Consider the following 21,974-nt stretch of genomic DNA (forward strand, 5'->3'; position numbering starts at 1 on the left):
TGAAGATGGCAAAGCAACCTCATATCGGCGTTGATGAAACGCAAATTGCTTCGTTGGTCATTGTTTGTGGTGAGCCTGATAGAGCGAATCGTATCGCGAGCTTACTTGAAGAGGCAGAGTTGGTTTCTGAGAACCGAGAGTATCGAATCTTCACGGGTGTCTATCAAGGGAAAGCGATATCGGTTTGTAGCACTGGCATTGGCGCACCTTCAATGATCATTGCGGTAGAAGAGCTTAAGTTTTGTGGTGTGACTCATATTGTCCGAGTAGGGTCTGCAGGCGCAATGCAGTCACATATCGGGCTTGGTGAGCTAATTATTGCAGAGGGCGCGGTTCGTGATGAGGGGGGATCTGCGGCTTACGTTAAACCGTCGTATCCCGCTTATGCAAGCTTCTCTCTGCTTAAAGAGCTAGACAAGTTCTTGCAGCAGCAAATAACACCTTACTATTTGGGCACGGTACGCTCACACGACAGTTTTTATACCGATGATGAACAGGCGCTTTGTCAGTACTGGAATGGCAAAGGCATTTTAGGTGCAGACATGGAAACATCCGCGCTGTTTACCGTTGGACGCTTGAGAGGGCTTAATGTAGCTTCTATCTTGAACAATGTTGTCTTGTATGAACAAGATGTAAAAGAGGGCGTTGGGCAATATGTCGATGAGGCAGAGGCAATGATGCAAGGAGAGCGGCTAGCATCTTTAGCGGCACTGGAAGCATTAATTGCACAATAAGGTTCTGGCGAAAAACAACAATAAAAGCGATGGGAGACCGTCGCTTTTTTATTGTGTTCTCTCCTGTGGTTTAAGTGGTTACAATCGTTTGAATATAAACAGCAGTAATGTAATGAGAGAGTAAGTATGAAGATTGCACCATACTCAAGCGGACGCTTTAAAAACTACTTAGAACAAAAAAGCTCTGAATTTAGAGATCTCATCTACCAACACCAAGTTAACTCTCGTTACTTCAATCAAAATGATGAAATCCTACGTCAAGGTGAGCAGCTTCAGTATCTTTATGTCGTGCCCGCAGGAAGAGTCTCTATGAGTATTTCCGCGGCTAATGGGCGACGCTTTCAATTGGGCGAAGTGAATTGTGATTACCATATCTTCGGTGAGATGGAGTTTTTCACGCAGACCCCTTGTCAGTGGAACGTAGTGGCTGATGAACACATGCAAGTTGATGTTATTTGCATTCAGAGATTAGCAGAAGCACTACATGAAAATCCGGAGATGATGTTCTTCTTTGCCTCTGCATTAGCGGAAGATTATCAAGACTCTATGGGTATTTATACTAACCGTCTTTTACACTCAATTACCTACAATATTGCCTATGATTTATTGGTTCAAAGCGAGACTAACACTGTGTTAGGCGGTTTCGATAAAGTGAATCAAGAAGCAGAACGATTTGGTACATCGAGCAGAGTGTATCGAAGAGCGGTTAAAGACCTACTAGACAAGGGGTTCATCAGAAAAGGAGATCAAGGGTTAGAAATTGTCGATCAGCGAGCACTGCAAGCTTTTATTGACTCCTACGAATAATAAAAGAGCTTGGCACTTACTTAAATGCCAAGCTCGGTTTTTCAATGTTTACTATTAACTACTCGCATCTATATATGAGCGACTTTCTCTCAGCAACTAGCAACTAGCCCGTAAGTGTCCGCGCACCATTACCGGCGACTAAGTATTAATCCTTAAGCTCTTGCATACATGAGCGTTCTATAACCACCGATTAAGTTGCGTGCTTTAAAGCCGTTGTTGACGAGTTGGCGATAAGCCACGTTACCACGTAACCCGACTTGGCAGTAGATTACAATCTCTTTGTCTGCTGGGAGCTCACTCATTCGATCACGCAGTTGGTCGACAGGAATGTTGATTGCGCCTTCAATAAAGCCACCATTTTCTAGTTCGCCAGGGTTACGAACATCGAGTAGGAGTTGGTTGTCGCTTAATGTTGCAATCTCATCGAAATGAATAGGTGTCGCGTCACCTTTAATAATATTGTTGGCAACAAATGCGGCTTGGTTAATCACGTCCTTGGCACTCCCGTAAGGTGGTGCATAGGTTAATTCAAGGTGTTGAAGCTGATCAACGGTCATACCTGCACGTTGAGCTACTGCCATAACATCAATGCGTTTATCAACGCCATCTTTACCGACGGCTTGCGCACCTAGTATTTTCCCTGTCTTAGGGGCGAATAACATCTTGAATGAGACAATCTCAGCGCCAGGATAGTAGCTAGCGTGGCTTGCGGTATGCACATAGACTTTTTCATAGTCGACGCCTTCACGCTTCAACTGTTTTTCGTTTTTCCCTGTTGAGGCAACGGCTAGGTCAAAAATCTTACAGATAGCTGTGCCCTGTGTACCTTGATAGATTTCATTGCGTCCGAGCATGTTGTCGGCAGCCATACGACCTTGACGGTTAGCAGGGCCAGCAAGCGGAACTAGAGTTTGTGCACCTGTGACAAAGTCTTTTTCTTCGACCACATCCCCCACAGCGTAGATGCTAGGATCGCTAGTCTGCATCATTTCATTGGTGTAGATACCACCTAGTTCGCCAATTTGAAGTCCTGCTTCTTTTGCTAACTTAGTCTCAGGACGCACACCGATAGCCATGATTAAGATATCAGTAGTTAATGACTCGCCATTATTAAGTGTTAATTCTAATTCACCCTCTATGTGTTGGTGCTTCTCGCTCTCGCCTGAATCAAAACTGGCGATGTGTTCGTTAGGTATATATTTCACAGACTCAAGCGCGACGCCGAGTTTTAGGTCGATGCCTTTGTCACGAATCTCCGCATGGGCAAAGCCGGCCATTTCCCGGTCTACAGGCGTCATTACTTGGTCAGCCATCTCAATCAACGAAGTCTTGATCCCAAGCTGATGAAACGCTTCCATCATTTCCAAGCCGATAAAGCCACCGCCAACAACTGTCGCGTGCTCAGGTTTATTCATTTGGATTGTTTCGATGATGCGGTCCATATCTGGAATATTGCGTAGTGAATGGGTGAGGGGGTTATCGATTCCTGAGATGGGAGGAACGACGGCACCGGCTCCAGGGCTGAGTAATAAGAAGTCGTAACTCTCGCTGTAGTGATTACCATCAACAAGATTTTTGACTGTAACGGTTTTATTGGTGCGATCAATAGAGGTAACTTCGTTCATCACTCGTGCGTCAACGTTGAAGCGAGCTAAGAAGCTTTCAGGTGTTTGTAACAGAAGCTTGCTTCTATCTTCGATATCGCCACCTATGTGGTATGGCAATCCACAGTTGGCAAAAGAGACGAATGGTCCTCGTTCAAACATTATGATTTCGGCTTCTTCACTAAGACGACGAGCGCGTGCAGCAGCTGAAGCACCTCCAGCTACGCCACCGATGATTACAATTTTAGTCATACGTTTACCTATTACTGTCTCTAAGTTTAACTATACAAATTGCCGAGCATAGAGCTTGTATCTTCTTAATGATCAGTACTGGCTGGTCGCCGGCGATTGAGTAGTTTTCGAAATACCTAGATACTATAAAGATGTAAATTAGCATTGTCTAATATTAATTTAAAGCTATCACCTCGGGATTGAGCGTTTGGTCCAAGGGTTGTGATTAGACTAAAGCACGCTAGTAAAGGTAATACGCGTTAGCGAGTCGAGTAAAGGTTAGCCAAATTAACTGTCATGAGCATAATGAATAGGATCATGGATGTGCTGACTGATTACGTTCTTTAGATCTAGTTCATATTGGTCTAACCAAGCGTAACGCTCGCGATACAACTTGCGCTTTTGGCGTTTTAGAGCCTCAAGATCTTTTCTGTTGGGGTTGGTTGGTAGACGATAAAAATAGTCATTATGCACCTGTCCATCGTGCTCCTCCCACAAACTATCGTACTTAAGGCTGATGTCTTTGTTTTTCTTGCCGTAGCGTAATGAGTTCGACACATGACCAGACTCTTTTACCGCATAGATATTGTTGATACCTAAGTTAATGGCTAACAGTCTTAGTGTTTCTACCATGAAGGATTTAGGTCTTAAACCGTAGAAAGCTTTTGTGAATGTGCGGCTAAATCCATTGTCATTGGCCCCACCTTGAATACCACCGATGTAGATGCTGTTGTCGAAAACAGTGAACGAGATGCTATACATTTTTTCGAGTAGAGAATTGGTCAATGAAATTGTCAGTTCACCTTCTTTTCTCGCGTTTCTTTCAAAGCTGAGATTAACCAGATAAACGTTGTCATCTATCTCTAGTTTTAAAAGATTGAGTCTTTCATTATAGATTTGGTGTCTAGCTTCTGTTGCGAAGGTTTCTTCAAACCAGTCGTAGTGCTTGGATAAGATTTCTATCTTTTCTTTATTGCTAAAGCCAGTGCATAAGTAGGGAGTGACAAATTTAGAAAGGAAGTTGGGTTGCTTGATAAATAACAACTTTCTCTCTTCAGAGTTGAAATTATCACTCATTTTTCGAGTGGCTGAATAATAAAACAGGGCTCGAATAGTAAACTTAAGTATCGCTTTGTACTTACCCTTATTTTTATGGGTATTTGCTTCAATCCCCATGCGAACGACATTCATAATCACCTCAAAGAAGAAGGATTGCTCGAACACAGTCGTGTCACGAACCCTTCCAATAATCTCACCAATAACAAGAAAATGATGATAGTGAAAAAGGCGATTTGGGTAAGTATGGATATGTATAGCTATGTAACTTAATCAGTTACTTAGAGCTCAGATTTTGGGCAGATGTGTTTGTGTCTTAGTAGATAGAAGGCGTAGGTCGCGATTGGTATTTACTTTAGGAATCTGTTTCTAAAACCAAAAATGCCACTACAAATCTGCAGTGGCATTAGAACGATAACAAACTATCACTTTGCTCAAACCTAAACTTTAGTTCTTATATAAACTATAGCTCTAACAGTTTGGCCAATTCACGCTGTTCGAGAAGCTCTTCAATGCGTTGACGAGTCTTAGGCGTTTCGGCTTGCGCTTTAGTCGACTTACCTGCTTTTTTGCTTCGGCTCGTTTTCGCTTTTTCCTTAGTCGTCATCGTAACCTTCCTTGTATTTTTTGTATTACAGGTTGCACGTCTCTTTCAGTGCTTTGCCTGCTTTAAATGCTGGCGTTTTTGACGCTGCAATTTGAATCTCTTCTCCGGTACGCGGGTTGCGACCAGTTCGAGCGGCACGAGAGTTAACTTTAAAGCTACCAAATCCAAGGATCGATACGTCATCACCGTTAGCAAGCGAAGTAGAGATACCTTCAACAAGCGCATTGAGCGCCGTGCCTGCTTGGTCTTTTGAGATGTCTGCAGAAGTCGCGATGTGTTCAACTAATTGAGATTTGTTCATAATCTATATTCCTTATTGAGTACGGCTGGCGTCTACCTTTAGCACCTAGCTTATGCGATCTTATCAACGGCAACTGAAATATTGTCAGTGGTTGGGTAGAGCTTTGTAAAGTAACCAACAGAATCGACTATAAAAGCATCTGTCGGCTCAATCAATGGAATTCATTGATTATTATGGATTTAAAGCGAGTTAGTTGAGTTCACGACGGATAAGTGGCGGTGAATGTCTTGGTTGATTGAGAGTATCAATCAAACGTGCGCCGATTGAGTTCATGAATTTAGATAGCAAAAACTATAAAGCCCAGCGACAGGGCTGGGCTTTATAGCGTTTAAAAAAATCTAGTATTTGAAGCGGTTCTGTATTTAAAGCTAACGTAACGAGAACTACTTAGTAATAAAGATTTGTTCTGTTTCTAGCGAAGTCATAGCGCGAACTTGGCGCCAAATGTAATAGAAAATACCTAACATCATCAGCATGCTAGGGATAGCTATGGCTGGGTAGCTGTATAGCGTGAGTTTGCCCAACTCTTCATTAAAGGCTGCAGTGCCGGCAGGGCTTGTCACAATCCAAGTCGCTAGGAAATAGTTCATCGCAGAAGAGAAAGCGAAGGTACTTGCGAATAGGTAGTTCGATGTCATTAGACAACGATCAAACTTTGCTTGGTTACCGAACTGCTTTAGGCGCTCTTCAATAAGAGAGATATTTAACAGGGCCGGTGTGAAGATAACTTTCTGGATAAACGGGTAGCGGGTGAAGGTTGAGCCAAGAACCGCCAAACCAATTAGACCGGGGATTAATGCCTCTTTTAGTGCTAACCAACGAGTGTCTAGCTCAAAGAAACCAATACCGCCGGTTAATAGCACGCTGACAAAGCCAAGCGCTGCGATAAAGTTGAACTTCTTATTACGGATTAACTCCATGCCACCGTAAGCAATAGGGAAGGCAAGGGCGACAAGCAGTGCTAAGCCTGTTCCAAGGTGCTCTTCTCCACTGAACTTCATTAAGATGAATGAAGGGAGGAAGACGTTAAACACGACTTCAAAAAGAGGACTCGATTTTTTGTTTTCTGTGCTACTCATAATTTCTAAATACATTATGTTATGGATTTATTCTCAGGGATTGTTGTTTACCTCGCCCAAGATGTAAAGCCTTAAGGCGTCATGCTGTGTAACGACATGTGACATCAACGATATCTCAGAGCTTAACTAATGCTCAATTTTACGCTTTGTGAAAGGTGTCTATCGACCTGTTTAGGGGAATCGAACGGAGGAGTCGGTTAAGTCGATTCAAACCTTAGCCTGAAGCAGGCGAGTTTCTCGTATGGATCGGTATGTTACTCACATTCACCATTCTTAAACGATTGGTGAATGTGAAATGAGGTGGTCCAAAAGGAGAGATATAAACCATTACTGGTCAAAAAGTAGATTGAAGTTTAAGGGAATTTTGTCGGAAATCGCTAATCCCCCCACGGTTGCTGAAAGTTTGTTTAAATTCTCTGTCGATATCCCGAAATCAGCGCCGTTGACGATGATTGTCGAGGCTGAGCTAACCATGACAAATCCTTCTGATGGAACCACCACAACTGGGAAATCGATCGTTTTGGTTACGCCGTGTAAAGTAACTTCCGCTGCTACTGTTGTTCTTTTTGGATCACCAGATAGCATCGACGGTTCAACCTTCCCAGAGATCTTCACTTCAGGAAAAGTCATCGATTCAAAGTAGAGTTCATTGAGTCTCTGGTCACGAATAGCGACTCCGGTGCTCACGCTTTTCAAGTCCAATACTATTGAAAAATGACCCTCTTCGGTAAGCCCTCCAGACATTGGCTTGATGGATGCAGGCTCGACAACAAACTGCTTTTTAATGGTCGCGAATGTGATGTTCGATAACTTCGGATCTAATGTGTAGCCCGACTCCGCGAAAGATTGAGCGGAGATAACGGCGCATAAGAGGCCGAATGTAGAGATTAGTTTTTTCATAAGTTGTCACCAGATTGATGAATTCACAGGTTAACGTTGTTGAGTCGTACGTTTTTAAAATGACTTTTTGGAAAGAGTAATTGATAGAAGCTTAGTTCAGCATTCGAAAAATTACCGCAGGCAAAGAAGGGCGTTGCTGTATTACTGTAATCATGATCGACGAAGTGATTTGTTTATTTTTAGTTATGTTATAACATAACTAAAAATCACTCTTGCCAAGAATAATTATTTTGTTGGTAAAAGGGAAGCGATGAGCATGTATCAAGGAGACGACGTAATGAATGCCGTGTTAACCAAGCCGTTGGCAACCAATAGCAACCAGCCACTCAACATTAGTTCAGCTGTGAGTATTCAGGAACCGGCGAATCACAAGCCAAGCTTTAGTGCTTCTGAGCAGCCAACGGTATTAGCGGATATCTACCAAAGCGATATTAATATAGCGGTATGGCAGCGACAGTTTGATGAAGGCTTAAGGACGGCAATCAGTGAATTTATCGCATTGAATCCAAACTTTAGTAAGTCTGTTAGCGTGTCACCTGAAAATGCTCTCGATAAATTGGAATTTGCCACCGATGGAACCGCTTCTAAAGCGTTATTAGAAAACATGGCAGAGCTGGTGGATATGTTCTGTTGTTTGTTCGATCTTGAAGAAGTCGGGTTGCGTTTAGCGGTTTTGAACAAAGCGATGTGCCCACGTTTCCATTTTGATCAAGTGCCTTGCCGCTTGGTGACAACTTATCATGGTGTTGCGACTCAATGGTTGCCAAACGACTTAGTCGACCGTTCTAAGCTTGGTCGTGGAAGTAACGGACAGCCTGATTCTGTTTCAGGCCTGTACAACGACGAATCTGACATCCAGAAAATGACCAGTGGTGATGTTGCGTTATTAAAAGGAGAGCGTTGGAGTGGCAATGAGAATAGAGGCCTTGTTCACCGTTCACCAGTCACTTCATCTGACGAGACACGATTGCTGTTAACGTTGGACTTTGGTTGATCAACTTTTGACTATTTAGTCCGCAACCTGTTTCTATTCAGACGTTCAACTCATTTAAATAACTTCCTAATGAGCTAACGGTATAGGGCGATCTATGCCGTTGTTACTCCCAAATAAAGACACCCATCAGCCGACCTCAATTAGTGTATGAATTCAAAACTTAGAGTTCACCATTCTCTAAATCAATGGATATGATGCGTGCACTTACTCACATATATCAAGATTTCAGTTCCTCATCGGTTTCTTAATTTATTTTAAAGCGTAAAATATATCCCGCTTGCAAACCGCTTTGGCAACCAACTTGTTCGCCACGGTTCTTTACTTCCAAATTATAGGTTTCCTATGTTCAAGAAACTCTCGCTTAAAAATAAACTGGCGATTTCAGCCAGTATGGCCATTATCCTGGGGGGGATTTTGGTTGAGGCCCTTTCTTTTCGTGCTTCACTGCAAAGGTTGGATATTGAAGTTGAACAGCGCTTAGAGGGCGCATCGGCTTCGTACAACCAATATGTATCGGATTGGATCTTATCCAAAGAGCGTGCGCTTACTTCTCTTTCGAAAGAGTCCAAACAAGACAGCTTGGTGACTCATCTAAAACAGGTTCGTGACTCAGCCTCTTTTGATAATGTCTTCTTGGCATTTCCTGATGGTTCGCAAAAGAACGCGAACGGAGTAGTACTGCCGCTGGGCAATGATGATCCCCGTTTATGGGGTTGGTACACCAATGCGGTAGCGAACCCAAGTAAGGTATTCATGGATAACCCAACGGTTGCTGCAGCAACTGGGGCGAACGTTGTTTCATTAGGAACAGCAATGCAACTGCATGGGCAACAGGTTGTGTTGGGTGCTGATGTAGAAATTACAGACATTTTAAACAGTCTAGAGCAGGTGATTCTTCCAGGTGAAGGTTACATGTTCATCGCGACCAACAAAGGCACGGTTTACACGCACCCTGACACTAAGTTACTGAACAAGAATATCAGTTCACTTGGGTTAAATTTCTCCGATGTACAAAAGGCTCTGACTAGCGGTAAAGATACTTCTATCGAACTGAATGGCAGCGACTATGTTCTGTACGCACGTGCTATTGACGGAACGAGCCTGATTACAGTGAGTGTTGTTAATCATGACTCTCTGGTTGCACCGTTATTTGATGCTGTGATTGGTCAAGTTTTGGCGACACTGCTGGTCGTTATTGTATGTACCATACTGTTTAACCTTTTGTGTACGATTCTATTCCGTCCGTTGAACCACGTATCTCAAGCATTGGCGCAAATCGCGAATGGTAGTGGTGATTTAACTCAACGTATTCATGTAGAAAACCAAGATGAAGTGGGCGAGTTGGCTCATAACTTCAATACCTTTGTTGGAAGCTTACAGCAGTTGATTGGCCATATCCGTGGGCAGTCAGAACAGCTAAATAGCCAGTCAGAGCAAAGTACTCAACGTGCGAACCGTTCTGTGGACGAGCTTAATCATCAACAGCAAGAAATCACAATGGTGGCAACGGCTGTAACGGAAATGGCCTGTGCAACTCAAGAGATTGCCTCGCATGCCGAGCAAACAGCAAAAGCGGCACAAGACTCAGCGACAAGCACTAACAGTGGTCACGCTCTGGTAGTCGACACTAAAGGTTCGATTAATAACTTGGCCAATGAAGTGAACGAAGCGGGCAATGTGATCAGCGAACTTAACAAGCACGCTCAAGAGATCTCAACAGTATTAGCGACAATCCAAGGCATTGCAGAGCAAACCAACTTGCTTGCTTTGAATGCGGCGATTGAAGCGGCTCGTGCTGGTGAACAAGGTCGTGGTTTTGCTGTGGTAGCAGATGAAGTACGTGTGCTTTCGCAGCGTACCCACTCTTCAACGGAAGAGATCAAATCAACCATTGATATCTTGCAGCGCACAACGGCGCAAGCGGTTGAGCTTATGGAGAGCAGTTCTAAACTGGCGATACATTCAGTAGAAGATGCCGATCGAGCTTCGCATGCGCTTGAAGAGATCAATACTGCAGTTGCTTTGATCAGCGACATGGCGACTCAAATCGCGACGGCTGCTGAAGAGCAAACACACGTGACAGGTGAAATTACCCAGAACATTACGACCATTAAAGATGTCACTGACCACCTAGTTGTGGGCGCACAGGACAGCTTAACTGAGTCGAACGAACTTAAGAGTCAAGCCGCTGGCTTAAGTGACAAAGTGGCGACTTTTAAGCTTGCTTAATGGTCTTGTTCTCTGATGCCTGATCAGTGAATGAACAGTAAGCAATAAGCCAAAGCGACGTAGATTACGTCGCTTTTTTTGTGGCGATTGTTAGATGGTAGAACAAGGTAAGTCGCTGACTTAATCGAGTAGATGGTGGCAACTCAGTTCAACAAAACGGGTTGGAGATTCAAGCATTGGGGTATGCGACACACCTTCAAGCTCAATAAGCTCTAATGATTTAAACGCTACCTCTACCTCTAGCCAAGTGCTCAAAGGTGCGATACTGAAGTCGAGTGCACCAATAGCAACAATAACCTCCAGTTGATTAGCCTTAGGTAGAGTTGTTAAATCTATACTGCTAAAAATATCTCCCCAAAGTGTGTCAAGTAGCGCTGTATTGGTGGGTACTTGGTCCCAGAGAGAAAGCTCATTAAAGCTAGGATCTGCCCAGCGCATAGGGCTTAATCGATTACATAGATGGACAAACTTTTTATGTGGTTCTTTGTTTATGTCGTGTTCGAGCTTTTCAATACTTTGTTCAAATAGGCGCTTTCGTTCATCTGACGCATGGCTTTCCCAGTGTGAAAACTGATTGGCTTTCATCTCTTCAGATAAGCTTGGTGGTGCTCCAACAACCATAACCTTCTCAATACGAATATTGGTAGAACTGGCGAAGTGAAGAGCCATGTAAGCATGTCCTGAATGACCAAGAATACTGGCTTTCTGTATATTAAAACTCTCGCAGATAGCTTCAATATCGTCAGAGATAATATCCAAATTAATTGTCTGGTTATCTTTTCCCGTTAAAGCAAACCCACGATGATCTAGATATAGGCAAGTAAAGTGGTCGTGTAGCGCCTTCGGTATCACTCGCTTGTAGTAATCAACACTACCAATAATTAATAAGTTTGGTCCTTCGCCGTGTTGTTCGGCTTTAAGCTGATACCCATCGCGCTCGAAAATTGCTTGGCTCTTACTTTTCATCATTATTCACTCCCATCATTTTTTCGAATTTTATCGTGATAGATAATCCTGATAAATAAGCTAATATAAGATTCACTATTGATGGTTTTGGGATAATAGGATTGGAAAGAATCGATAACGCTTGGTTAAACTCATTCCTTTGTGTGTATGAGCAGAACAGCTTCATCAAGGCTTCGGAGCGCTTGCTAATTCCGAGCTCTACGGTCAGTCGTCATGTTCAACAACTAGAAAATGAGATTGGTAATAAACTGTTTTATCGGACTACACGTAAGGTTACGCCAACCTCGGCTGGTGAGACTTTGTATAACGAGATAAGAGAGCCGCTTCGCCACTTGAGCCAGACGTTGCAAAATCTCACCACTTCCACTGAATCAGTAAAAGGAAGTATTCGCTTAAGCACGCCGGACGTTCCGTTTATTGGCGATATTCTTGCTGACTTTGTGGTCGACTATACCAATATCTCTCTGTTCTGCGAACACAGTACGTCCTTAGAAAGTGCTCTCAATAGTGACCCTGATATCGTGATCAGCTTTGAGAGAGGAGCGCTTGATGATAGGGATTGGGTTTCTCGCCCTTTATGCCAATGGGAGAGCGTAGTTTTGGCTTCTCCAACTTGTTTGGAGGAACATGGAACACCAAGTAAAGTTGAAGACTTAATCTCGTTGCCATGTATCTCTAGTTATAAAGCTTTTGGTGGCAATCCTTGGGTATTTAGTGGGGTAAAAGACGACTCAAAGGGGCTGAATATCAAGTCAAACATTAATGTTGATGGTGGATTTATTGCGAAAGCCGCTGCGATTCGCGGGCTTGGTTTTGTTGCGTTACCGAAAGAGTTTTGTCGTGAGGAAATAGAGCAGGGCACATTGGTTGAACAACACTTGGATCACCAATTAGCGCCCTTGACGATATATATTCATTACCGTTCGATGAGTTATCACACACATCTAACTAAGCTGTTAATCAACTTCATACGTGAATGAGTAAACTGATCGAGTTATTCGGCTTCTGAAAACTCTCTAAGCGCACTCATTGCGGCTTCAGCTTTGTCTTTCTGAACGAAGATGTGGTCGTGATAAAAGCCAGCAATCACGTTGGCGCTAATGCCATATGAGCCTAGCTTGGTGGCAAAGGCTGCGGTTAGTCCAACCGCTTCTAGGCTCGAGTGTACCGATAAAGTGATCATGCTAAACACACCATCGAAATCGAGTTGAGTTTGTCGTGCGGTATCCTCAGTGAGCACCAAGGTTAAGCCTTCTTTTTCACGAAACGTCGCGATTGGTTCGAGTTGAACATAATCTGCTAATCCCCCGTCTACAGTACAAAAAACATAATCACCTTCAATGAGCTCTGGTGACATGGACTTTAACAAAATGTCTAAATCGGTAATGGCGGTCATCGTCTTTTTCCCTGCGTAATCGCGTTTGTTTATGGTGTTGGATAGTGCAGCCAAGATAGAGGTAAGCTGTCGGCGAGTACAATTAATAATATTTATTCACTATAAGCATGACTAATCGTCCGTAATTTTAATTCTGTATTTTCCGGATTTTGCAGCGTTTTGGTGTGTTATGTGTCAATAGTGAAGATCATTCCGCTTTCATACACCATTTTTATTTATGCATTCAACTTTTATTGAAATTAGAGCTTTTGATCAAATTATATAAATTGCGCTTGCATAAGCTTTTCAAAATAATTTGTTCCAACTCGAAGTTCCTAGTGAGATGAATATAAATTAATAAGCAACCTCATTGGTATTGTCTTAGGTTGAATTTGTAACACTGTTGCTTCACGTATTGAGCGTATAACGCTAGCTGTCTGCATTTTCGTGTTTGTCGTAGGTAACAACCAACAAACCTAAAATATCAAGGAACAAGCTATGTTAAAGAAAGTATTAAGTTGTTGTATTGCAGCCACATTTGGTATTTATTCCGCATCAAGTCTGGCTCAAAGTTCTGTTATAAATTCGACTGAAAACTCACAACAACCTATTGCTCCACTGGTGTTGGCTTCATCAGATGATGCGATCACTGATCGCTATATTGTTGTATTGAAACAACCGCAGATGCTAATGAATGACGCGGCTGGATTACAGCAGTTCACTCAACAAACAGTAGGCCTCATGGCCAATTCGTTTTCAATCAAAACAGACGATGTTTTTGATAGTTCCATTATTGGCTTTGTGGCAAATCTAGACGCACTTCAATTAAAGCAACTCAGACGTGATTCTCGGGTGGAATACATTGAACAAGACCAAATACTCAGTATCGATCCTGTTGTTTCAAATGAAGCCGTTCAAAGCAACGCGATTTGGGGGCTAGACCGAATAGATCAGAGAAACCTTCCTTTGGATCGAAACTATAATGCTAACTTTGATGGCTCTGGCGTCACAGCATACGTGATTGATACGGGAGTTAATAACAACCATGAGGAATTCGGCGGGCGCTCGGTTTCTGGCTATGATTTCGTAGATAATGATGCTGATTCGAGTGACTGTAATGGGCATGGTACCCACGTTGCAGGAACGATTGGCGGCAGCCAGTATGGTGTGGCTAAAAACGTTAATATTGTTGGGGTAAGAGTACTTAGCTGTTCGGGTTCAGGAACCACATCCGGCGTGATTTCTGGTGTGGATTGGGTAGCACAAAATGCATCAGGGCCTTCGGTCGCCAACATGAGTTTAGGTGGAGGTCAATCCACTGCATTAGATCGCGCGGTGCAAGGCGCGATTCAATCTGGAGTGAGTTTTATGTTGGCGGCAGGTAACTCAAATGCCGATGCGTGTAATACATCACCAGCTCGTGTACCAAGTGGTGTAACGGTAGGCTCAACGACCAGCTCTGATTCGCGTTCAAGTTTCTCGAACTGGGGCAGTTGTGTTGACCTATTCGCACCTGGGTCTCAAATTAAGTCAGCTTGGTATGATGGCGGCTATAAAACGATTAGCGGAACCTCCATGGCGACGCCACATGTTGCCGGCGTTGCAGCCTTGTACTTACAAGAAAACAACGGCTTAACTCCGCTTCAGCTTACAGGGTTACTGAACTCAAGAGCCTCGGAGAATAAGGTTTCTGACACAAGAGGCACCACCAATAAACTGCTATATAGCTTGGCAGACAGTGGTTGTGAGCCGGATTGCGGTGGTCCAACACCTGGACCGGATCCAGATGGAAAGCTAGTCTCTGGCGTGCCGGTTAATGGATTAAGTGGCAGCCGAGGACAAAAGGATTACTTCTACATGGACTTACAACAGGGCCAGCAGCTAACAGTGGTCACCATTGGTGGCACAGGCGACGCGGATCTGTATCTACGTTTTGGAGACAAACCAACGCTCAGTACTTGGGACTGTCGACCTTATCGTTCGGGTAACAGTGAGACTTGTACGGTGAATGTCACCCAAAGCGGCAGATATCATGTGATGTTGAACGCTTACTCGGCTTACAGTGGCTTGACGCTCCAAGCAAACTTTTAACTTTAGGTTTGAATCACAGCTTAAGGAAGCCAAGTTACTCACTAGTTTAGTCAGTTCAAAAGACTGGTAGCTAAAGCCCACCTTGTTGTGGGCTTTATTTTTGAGTCCTAATGTAATTCTTACTACTGTGTCGCCGTGTTATTTATGAGGACGTTGAGTTGCGACATTACCAGCTCTTAGACTGTTCCATATCGTCAGATAGGTGATCAATAAAGGCTCTTAACAGTGGAGTGACTTGCTTACGCGTTCCATAAATCGCATGTACACCCAGCGTTTTAGGTTTCCATTCGGAGAGCAGAGGAACCAACAATCCGTCTTGAATTAAGCCTTCGACCGAAGGAAAGGGTAGTAAGCAGATCCCGTTGCCTTTGAGTGTGGCAGAAAGCAGAACCTCTGAAGTGTTTGCACTGATGTTCCCTTTAATTGGGACTGATTCCAGCCCATTGGGGCCATTGAACGTCCAAGCGGTTTTGCCAAAGTAACTGAACGATAAACAGTTGTGGTGCGCTAGATCTTGGGCTTCTGTGGGTGTGCCGTTCTCTTTTAGATATTGAGGCGATGCGCAAATCACGGAGCGGCATTCACCGATCTGCTTCGCGACAATATTGGGTGTCAGTTCGTTGGTTATGCGAATGGCTAAATCGATGCGTGACTCAACAAGATTGACCGTTTGATCGGTAGAAACTATGTCAATCGAGACCTCTGGCCATTTATCGATGAAGCGACCGATCACGTCCATCAAGAAGCTATCGACAATCGAGTAGCTCGCGGTAATACGCAGCTGACCTTTTAAATGCTCTCGGTTTTGGTTTCTGATTCCAGTTAGGGATGCTTCCAGAGCCAAAAGTTCTCTGGCGACCTCAAGTGTTTCTTTACCTGCGCTGGTTAAACTTAAGCTTCGTGTTGTTCTGTGAAGCAAGCGTGTGTCCATCCATGTTTCTAACTCACCCAAATAACGAGTGACCTTTGTTCGTGAGAGATCAAGGTGCTCTGCAGCTGCGCTCAAACTACCACGCTCCACTATGGTGACAAAGACATTCATTGCCTCGAGTTTATCCATTGTTTTATTGCCTAGAGAATTGAACCGACCTCAGTATATGTCCGAAAACTGCAACAGTTAAAGTCAATTTGATGTCTATTTCATCTAAAAACAATCAAATAAGATATTTGGACATTCAGCGAGTTGGCAGGTGTTCAACTCCAAATACCGGAATAAAGCCATGAATACATTATCGAAAAACCTGTTATCAAAAAGCATGCTTTTAGGAACCATAAGCCTAGGAACGGTGCTGGCATCAAGTGTTGCTTTAGCTGCGGATCTGAATATCACTCACTATAACCCCGGCGAGAACGCGATATTCCCCGCAAGCTCGGTATTGGTTTCGGGTGAGAAAGAAGTGATTCTGTTTGATGCGCAATTTAGTGTCGCAGACGGGCAAAAGTTGGTGGAGCAAATCAAAGCCACAGGCAAAAAATTATCGATGGTTTACATCAGCAGCGGCGACCCAGATTACTACTTTGGTTTGGAACCGATAGTTTCGGCATTTCCTAACGTTAAGGTCGTTGCCAGTGAAGCTGTTGTCGCACATATCAAACGCACCAAAGATGCAAAGCTTGAATACTGGGGGCCTAAATTAGCAGGCAATGCGCCCTCTAAGGTGATTGTTCCAACCGTGATGAACGGCTCAACATTAAGCATCGAAGGTGAAACCATCGAAGTGAAAGAGATAAATACACACCAAGCTTACCTTTGGGTTCCGTCTGAAAAGACTGTATTTGGTGGCGTGTCGGTGTATAGCGGTGTGCATGTATGGATGGCAGATGCCGCATCGAAAGAGATTCGTAGCCAGTGGTCACAATCGTTGGATCGTATGAAAGCACTTGAGCCAGAGGTTGTAATTCCGGGTCACTATTTAGGTGAAATGCCAACTGGGATAAATGCAGTTCAGTTCACGCAGGATTATGTGGCTGATATTGAAAAAGCATTGGTGAGCAAAAGTAATTCAACATCGGTCGAGATCAGTGATTATATGAAGAAAGCCTACTCGAAATTTGAGGCTACGGAAGGTGATTTAGAACTTGGCGCGAAAGTGCTGAGTGGCGAGATGGTTTGGCACTAGAGTTGATTATCTCGGTTGTGTCGCAGAACAGTCTGAAGATTGTATGCTAGATTTATTAGTGATACACAACTGGAGATATCGATGATCTGGCTTTCAGTGAAAGTACTACAGATTGGACTTGTCTATGGATACAGGAAGTATCAAAAAACGAAAAGAGCTCCAGCTTAGGGGCTCTTTTTTTGTTTCGGAGAGACGATTTTCTATTTCAAGTGGGAAAGAAAATCTGCATTTATCCGGTTTACTGTTAGTAGCCAGATCCGTCCCGCAACTCAATATCATCAATAAGCGAAAGTATGTTGAAAATAGAACCCATTACTCCTCACATCGGAGCTCGCATCCACGAATTAGACATTTCTACATGCAGTGCTGATGAACTCGATAAGGTGTATCAGGCGCTTCTAACCCATCAAGTGATCTTTCTCGACGGGCAGACTTTGTCTCCAGAACAACACTTGATGATTGCAGAACGCTTTGGAACGTTAGAACCTGCACATCCTTTCTTCCCTCGCGTGGAAAGTGCGCCTCAGGTGAGTGTGATTGAAACAACCCTAGGCAATGCGCCAATGGAAAGTTATTGGCATACCGACTTAACGTGGCGCAGCTTGCCGTCGAAAGCTTCCCTGTTGCATGCTCAACACATTCCAAGCGTCGGTGGTGACACGATCTGGTGTTCTATGACGGCGGTTTTTGAATCTCTAAATGAAGATATGAAAGCTAAGTTGAGAGGCTTATCGGCGACTCATTCGCTGGTGGCCTTTGAAGGTATAGAGTCAGAAGACATTGAGCTTGATTGGCACAAATCCTTGCTTAAAACAGCACAGGATAATCCGCCAGTGGTTCACCCGGTTGTTCAAGTTCATCCTGAAACGGGTAAGGAAACGCTGTATATCAATGAGCAGTTTACTCGCTATATCAACGAACTGCCTCGTCAAGAGAGTGATGTTTTACTCAGCCAACTGTTTGAAATTGCGAGACGCCCTGAGTTTCAAGTTCGTTTCAAATGGGACAACGGCTCAATGGCGATCTGGGATAACAGGGTAACGCAACATTACGCAGTGATAGATTACGGTGATACTCCAAGAAAAATGCATCGAGTAACAGTGACATAATAGTAAGTAAGAGGGGTAATTGGTGCAGGCGCTAGCGGACAAGTCTCAGGAACTCAGGTTTAGTGTCTGAATTAAACTATAAAACTGAGGCTTTATTCATCTAAGCTTAATAATAAAAACGAATCCGTTGGTTATTTGATTGAAACCTCACTGCTCGGAGGTGATGTGTAATATAATCGGTGCCAAAATATAAGTATAAAAACTAAATCATAGAATTAATAAACGTCAGGGCTTAGAGAACAAAGTATTTCGTATGAACGCGATTCGTAAAGTTTACCAGTACGCAGAACCGAATCTAACCCTCGTGGGTTGGATGGGCTTTGTCGGTTTTCCAATTTACTACATTGTGTGGGAGTTTTTGTTTCCGCAACCCTACGAAAACTTGGCACTCCGCCTGTTTTGCTCGGTATTGTTCTTTGGCATTATATTTCGCAATCGCGTCCCATTTGAATGGCGAAAATACCTTCCGGCTTATTATCAAGTTGCTGTAACTATCTGTTTGCCCGGTTTCTTCTTCTACATGCTGTTAATGAATAATTGGTCCAACGTTTGGGTTATGTCATTCATGTCGGCTATTTTTCTCCATATTTTATTAGTGCACGTGACGAGAGTGATGTTTGCACAAACCTTTGCAGGTATTGGGATTGCTACCTTGTGCGCTTGGATTGCACAAGGCTTCTACCTCGAACTCACAATGGATTGGACGCATGTGCCAATCTTTTTGTTTATCTACTTATTCGGCAACTTGTTCTACTTCCGCAATCAGGTGGAACATGAAAACAAGGTGTCATTGGCGAAGTCTTTTGGTGCAGGTATCGCCCATGAGATGCGAAACCCTCTAAGCGGTTTACTTACCTCTATTGATGTCATGCAGTCCATATTGCCGAACCCTAAAAGTGGCGATCAAAAAGGGCAATATGCGTTAAGCAATGAGGAAGTGATTCAGCTACGTGAAGTGGGCGATGAAGCGATGGAGATCATTCATTCCGGTAACGAAACGATAGATCTGTTACTGACTTCAATTGATGAAAACCGAGTCTCTCGATCTACGTTTAAGAAGCATTCAGCGCAAGCGGTGGTTGAGGATGCGATAGACAGTTTCAATTACAAGCGCTCTGCTGATAAGTCAGCAATCTCCTTGGATGTGCAGAGTAACTTTGAGTTCTTGGGTAGTGACACCTTGTTGAAATACGTCATGTATAATCTGTTCAAGAATGCGTTCCATCATCGTAGCCCTGAAGATTTTCATATTCATGTCACCATGTTCAGTGATGAAGTGACGAACCAGATAATGGTGACGGATAACGGCTCTGGTATTTCGAGCGATATCATTCGTCGTATTTTCCAAGACTTTTACACCACAGGCCAGTCGGGTAATTACGGTTTAGGTTTGCCATTTTGTCAGAAGGTCATGCGCTCGTTTGGTGGTGAGATTAAATGCCAGTCTGAAGTGGCTCAATGGACACAGTTCACGATGATTTTCCCATCTTTGACTTCCAATTCGGTAGAGGAAATCAAGAGCGAACTGACTAAACTCAAGACGGTGCTGATGATCAGTGATCAGACAGTGCTTCCCAGGAAAATGACTGAAATCTCTCGCTTTATGGGTTTTGACCTAGAGATTTTGGATGTGGCGTCAGCGCTACAGAATAAGGAATATCAGTTTGAGTTCGACTTGATTTTCGTTGATATGGAGAGCTTGGATTTAAGAGCCAATTGCCTCGATAAGATTGAATCGTTACTTTCGTTTACTGAGGCTCGAATCATTTACTTGTATGAACGTCATCCTATCAAGCGTGTGCGTAACATCTCTTTCGAGCCTATTTGGGTGGAAACGCAAGTTTGGCTACTGAATACCAAAGCGACCATTGATCGTTTACTGTTTGACTCCAACTATGTGATGCCATCGATTGCTGTAAAACCGCTAGAGGCCACCACTAAACGTACGATCATGGTGGTCGATGACAACGAGTCTCTACGCCGATTTACGGCAATGTTATTGGAAAAACAGGGCTTTGATGTTGTGCAGAAAGAAGACGGCCAACAAGCCTTAGATGCGCTTGATACTGACGATATCGACTTGATCTTAATGGATATTGAAATGCCAATCATGGACGGTGTTGAAGCTTCTCGCCGTATTCGAAGTGCCGACAAAGAATACTCTTCGGTGCCGATTATTGCTCACACGGGTGACAGTTCTCCCGTTACCTTGGAAAAGATGGAATCGTCAGGTATGTCGGACTTTATTGTTAAACCTGCCGACAAAAACCGACTATTCGATAAAATTGCTCACTGGATTTAGCGGATGTAATCGTCTGAAGTTCACGGCCATTGGGTAGATATAGATACAAGAAAGAGCTCAGCGAATGGCTGGGCTCTTTTTGTATCGCGACATGATAGCGTCCATTCAGTCCTGCCGTTGGTGTTGGTTATAAATATGGTTTGAACAAGGTTACACGAACTCTAATTCGGGGTGATGGTACGCTTCGTGACAAACCGTGAGCACATGGTCAATGTCTCTTGGTGTCATGTCGGCATTCACTGAAAAACGGATGATGTTTTTGTTCTTGCCAGTCGCAGGGCGGCAGAATACTGCACCGAACACATCACGCTGTTCTAGGAAGTCACGTACCCGTTCAGTGTTTCTTTCATTGCCGCACTCTAGCGCTACAATTTGAGACTCACTGCGGATATTAAAGCCAATTCGCTTTAGCCCCGTAGTCAGCGATTTTGCCCGATTGAATAAGGCTTCTCGTTTGTCTTCCGCACCTTTGATCACCTCCAACGTTTTCTCTAAACGAACCACCTCTTGTGGTAGCACCGTCGAGCTAAAAATCGCAGGGTACGCGACAAACGGCAAGGTTCTAGACAGTTGTTTAGGACCAAGGATTGCGCCGGCGCGATAAGCAAAGGTTTTTGCCAAGCTAACGGTGATGAAGTCGACTTGGTTGGTGAGTCCTAATGCTTGCACTAAGCCTGCACCATTTTCTCCATGTGTACCCAGTGAATGGGATTCATCAACGACGACCGCACAATCAAACTCTTGCGCCATTTCGTAGATGTCGCGTAGTGGGGCAATGGTGCCTATCGTGCTGTAAACAGAGTCGACAACAATGACGCCTGAGCCGTGGCGCTCTAACTGTTTGCGTAGGTGATTCATATTGTTATGCATAAACGGATGGGCAACTGCGCCGGCGGCGCGAATGCCTTCCCAGAGTGACATGTGTGCAAGGAAATCAATATACACAGGTGTCCCCGGTGGGCAGATGGTTTGCAATAGCCCAATATTGGCCGCCCAGCCTGATTGAGAAAGCAAACAGCTCTCCATTCCAACATAGTTCGCAAGCTCAGTTTCGAACGCAGGTTTAGACTGATCATCTTGTAAGAAAATGGCAGACATCACCACGTTGTCATCGTTTTCACTGATCGCCGCTTGGTGAGCTTGTTGGATCTGCTTGTTGTGCGACAGGGCTAGGTAATCATTGCTCTGCATGACAACGGCGTTGCACGGTGGACGTTTACCCAACACCAAGTGTTTCTGACTTTGGTTTTGGGTAATCAGGTCTTGAATATAGAAGTTCAAGCGTTCTTCGATAAAGGAAGGTAGTGGTTTGTTTTTTGTTTTATCACTCATAATAGTTCTCTTCAAATACAGGAAAACGCCAGCGCTGACGGCTGTATATTGACGATAAAAAGTGATGTGTCATTAGCCAAGTTGCATAAATTTGTGGGTGCTTGCAAACTCAGTATTTAAGGGTTTTGAGGCGAGTG

General features: G+C 43.8%; 19 protein-coding genes. 9 read left to right on the forward strand and 10 right to left on the reverse strand.

Features of this window, described 5'->3' with window-relative positions; genetic code table 11:
- Positions 1 to 5: 5 nt before the first annotated feature.
- On the forward strand, positions 6 to 734 hold the full coding sequence (locus AC3CH3_RS06650; protein WP_019826044.1) for a nucleoside phosphorylase: 729 nt from the start codon (positions 6 to 8) through the stop codon (positions 732 to 734).
- A gap of 126 nt (positions 735 to 860) precedes the next feature.
- Positions 861 to 1,541 (forward strand): Crp/Fnr family transcriptional regulator, encoded by a 681-nt coding sequence (locus AC3CH3_RS06655; protein ID WP_019826041.1) that lies wholly within the window; start codon positions 861 to 863, stop codon positions 1,539 to 1,541.
- Positions 1,542 to 1,693: 152 nt separating this feature from the next.
- Here AC3CH3_RS06655 and AC3CH3_RS06660 read toward each other — a convergent pair whose 3' ends face one another.
- From AC3CH3_RS06660 to AC3CH3_RS06685, 6 genes are all read right to left on the reverse strand, one after another.
- Positions 1,694 to 3,397: an FAD-dependent oxidoreductase gene (locus AC3CH3_RS06660; RefSeq protein ID WP_019826039.1), complete on the reverse strand. Its 1,704-nt coding sequence runs from the start codon at positions 3,395 to 3,397 to the stop codon at positions 1,694 to 1,696.
- A gap of 267 nt (positions 3,398 to 3,664) precedes the next feature.
- Positions 3,665 to 4,567 carry a VirK/YbjX family protein gene (locus tag AC3CH3_RS06665; protein ID WP_488538018.1) on the reverse strand — a complete coding sequence of 301 codons (903 nt, stop codon included), beginning with the start codon at positions 4,565 to 4,567 and terminating at the stop codon, positions 3,665 to 3,667.
- A gap of 328 nt (positions 4,568 to 4,895) precedes the next feature.
- On the reverse strand, positions 4,896 to 5,039 hold the full coding sequence (locus tag AC3CH3_RS06670) for a hypothetical protein (RefSeq protein WP_019826034.1): 144 nt from the start codon (positions 5,037 to 5,039) through the stop codon (positions 4,896 to 4,898).
- 25 nt (positions 5,040 to 5,064) lie between these two features.
- Positions 5,065 to 5,340: an HU family DNA-binding protein gene (locus AC3CH3_RS06675; protein WP_017059113.1), complete on the reverse strand. Its 276-nt coding sequence runs from the start codon at positions 5,338 to 5,340 to the stop codon at positions 5,065 to 5,067.
- Between the two features lie 383 nt (positions 5,341 to 5,723).
- Positions 5,724 to 6,419, reverse strand: a complete 696-nt coding sequence (locus tag AC3CH3_RS06680) for a VC0807 family protein (RefSeq protein ID WP_019826031.1) — start codon at positions 6,417 to 6,419, stop codon at positions 5,724 to 5,726.
- Between the two features lie 327 nt (positions 6,420 to 6,746).
- Positions 6,747 to 7,319: a YceI family protein gene (locus tag AC3CH3_RS06685; RefSeq protein ID WP_488538019.1), complete on the reverse strand. Its 573-nt coding sequence runs from the start codon at positions 7,317 to 7,319 to the stop codon at positions 6,747 to 6,749.
- 277 nt (positions 7,320 to 7,596) lie between these two features.
- On the opposite strand from AC3CH3_RS06685, the gene AC3CH3_RS06690 reads away from it, so the two are divergent.
- Positions 7,597 to 8,313: a DUF1826 domain-containing protein gene (locus AC3CH3_RS06690; RefSeq protein WP_488538158.1), complete on the forward strand. Its 717-nt coding sequence runs from the start codon at positions 7,597 to 7,599 to the stop codon at positions 8,311 to 8,313.
- Positions 8,314 to 8,655: 342 nt separating this feature from the next.
- A complete protein-coding gene (locus AC3CH3_RS06695; RefSeq protein ID WP_488538020.1) occupies positions 8,656 to 10,542 on the forward strand; it encodes a methyl-accepting chemotaxis protein in 1,887 nt (628 codons plus the stop codon).
- A gap of 120 nt (positions 10,543 to 10,662) precedes the next feature.
- On the opposite strand, the gene AC3CH3_RS06700 is transcribed toward AC3CH3_RS06695, so the two are convergent.
- Entirely contained in the window at positions 10,663 to 11,508 is an 846-nt protein-coding gene (locus AC3CH3_RS06700) for an alpha/beta fold hydrolase (protein ID WP_488538159.1), read from the reverse strand.
- A gap of 143 nt (positions 11,509 to 11,651) precedes the next feature.
- Between AC3CH3_RS06700 and AC3CH3_RS06705 the strand changes: the two genes are divergently transcribed.
- Entirely contained in the window at positions 11,652 to 12,488 is an 837-nt protein-coding gene (locus AC3CH3_RS06705) for a LysR family transcriptional regulator (RefSeq protein ID WP_488538160.1), read from the forward strand.
- 14 nt (positions 12,489 to 12,502) lie between these two features.
- Here the strand turns inward: AC3CH3_RS06705 and AC3CH3_RS06710 are convergent, their stop codons facing one another.
- The gene (locus tag AC3CH3_RS06710) at positions 12,503 to 12,904 is read right to left on the reverse strand and encodes an ACT domain-containing protein (RefSeq protein WP_102543846.1); all 402 of its coding nucleotides are present in this window, start codon (positions 12,902 to 12,904) and stop codon (positions 12,503 to 12,505) included.
- Between the two features lie 477 nt (positions 12,905 to 13,381).
- On the opposite strand from AC3CH3_RS06710, the gene AC3CH3_RS06715 reads away from it, so the two are divergent.
- On the forward strand, positions 13,382 to 14,974 hold the full coding sequence (locus AC3CH3_RS06715) for a S8 family peptidase (RefSeq protein ID WP_488538021.1): 1,593 nt from the start codon (positions 13,382 to 13,384) through the stop codon (positions 14,972 to 14,974).
- Positions 14,975 to 15,140: 166 nt separating this feature from the next.
- On the opposite strand, the gene AC3CH3_RS06720 is transcribed toward AC3CH3_RS06715, so the two are convergent.
- Positions 15,141 to 16,034 (reverse strand): LysR family transcriptional regulator, encoded by an 894-nt coding sequence (locus AC3CH3_RS06720; RefSeq protein ID WP_488538022.1) that lies wholly within the window; start codon positions 16,032 to 16,034, stop codon positions 15,141 to 15,143.
- Positions 16,035 to 16,194: 160 nt separating this feature from the next.
- Between AC3CH3_RS06720 and AC3CH3_RS06725 the strand changes: the two genes are divergently transcribed.
- The 3 genes from AC3CH3_RS06725 (at position 16,195) to AC3CH3_RS06735 (ending at position 20,505) form a co-directional block, all read left to right on the forward strand.
- Positions 16,195 to 17,094: a Vmh family MBL fold metallo-hydrolase gene (locus AC3CH3_RS06725; RefSeq protein WP_019826017.1), complete on the forward strand. Its 900-nt coding sequence runs from the start codon at positions 16,195 to 16,197 to the stop codon at positions 17,092 to 17,094.
- 293 nt (positions 17,095 to 17,387) lie between these two features.
- Positions 17,388 to 18,203, forward strand: a complete 816-nt coding sequence (locus tag AC3CH3_RS06730) for a TauD/TfdA dioxygenase family protein (RefSeq protein WP_019826015.1) — start codon at positions 17,388 to 17,390, stop codon at positions 18,201 to 18,203.
- A gap of 253 nt (positions 18,204 to 18,456) precedes the next feature.
- Positions 18,457 to 20,505, forward strand: coding sequence for an ATP-binding response regulator (locus tag AC3CH3_RS06735; RefSeq protein WP_488538023.1), 2,049 nt, complete (start codon positions 18,457 to 18,459; stop codon positions 20,503 to 20,505).
- Positions 20,506 to 20,655: 150 nt separating this feature from the next.
- On the opposite strand, the gene cqsA is transcribed toward AC3CH3_RS06735, so the two are convergent.
- Positions 20,656 to 21,837 (reverse strand): alpha-hydroxyketone-type quorum-sensing autoinducer synthase, encoded by a 1,182-nt coding sequence (gene cqsA / locus AC3CH3_RS06740; protein ID WP_488538024.1) that lies wholly within the window; start codon positions 21,835 to 21,837, stop codon positions 20,656 to 20,658.
- Positions 21,838 to 21,974 lie beyond the last annotated feature (137 nt).

It is taken from the genome of Vibrio sp. QJM3NY_35, assembly GCF_057785915.1.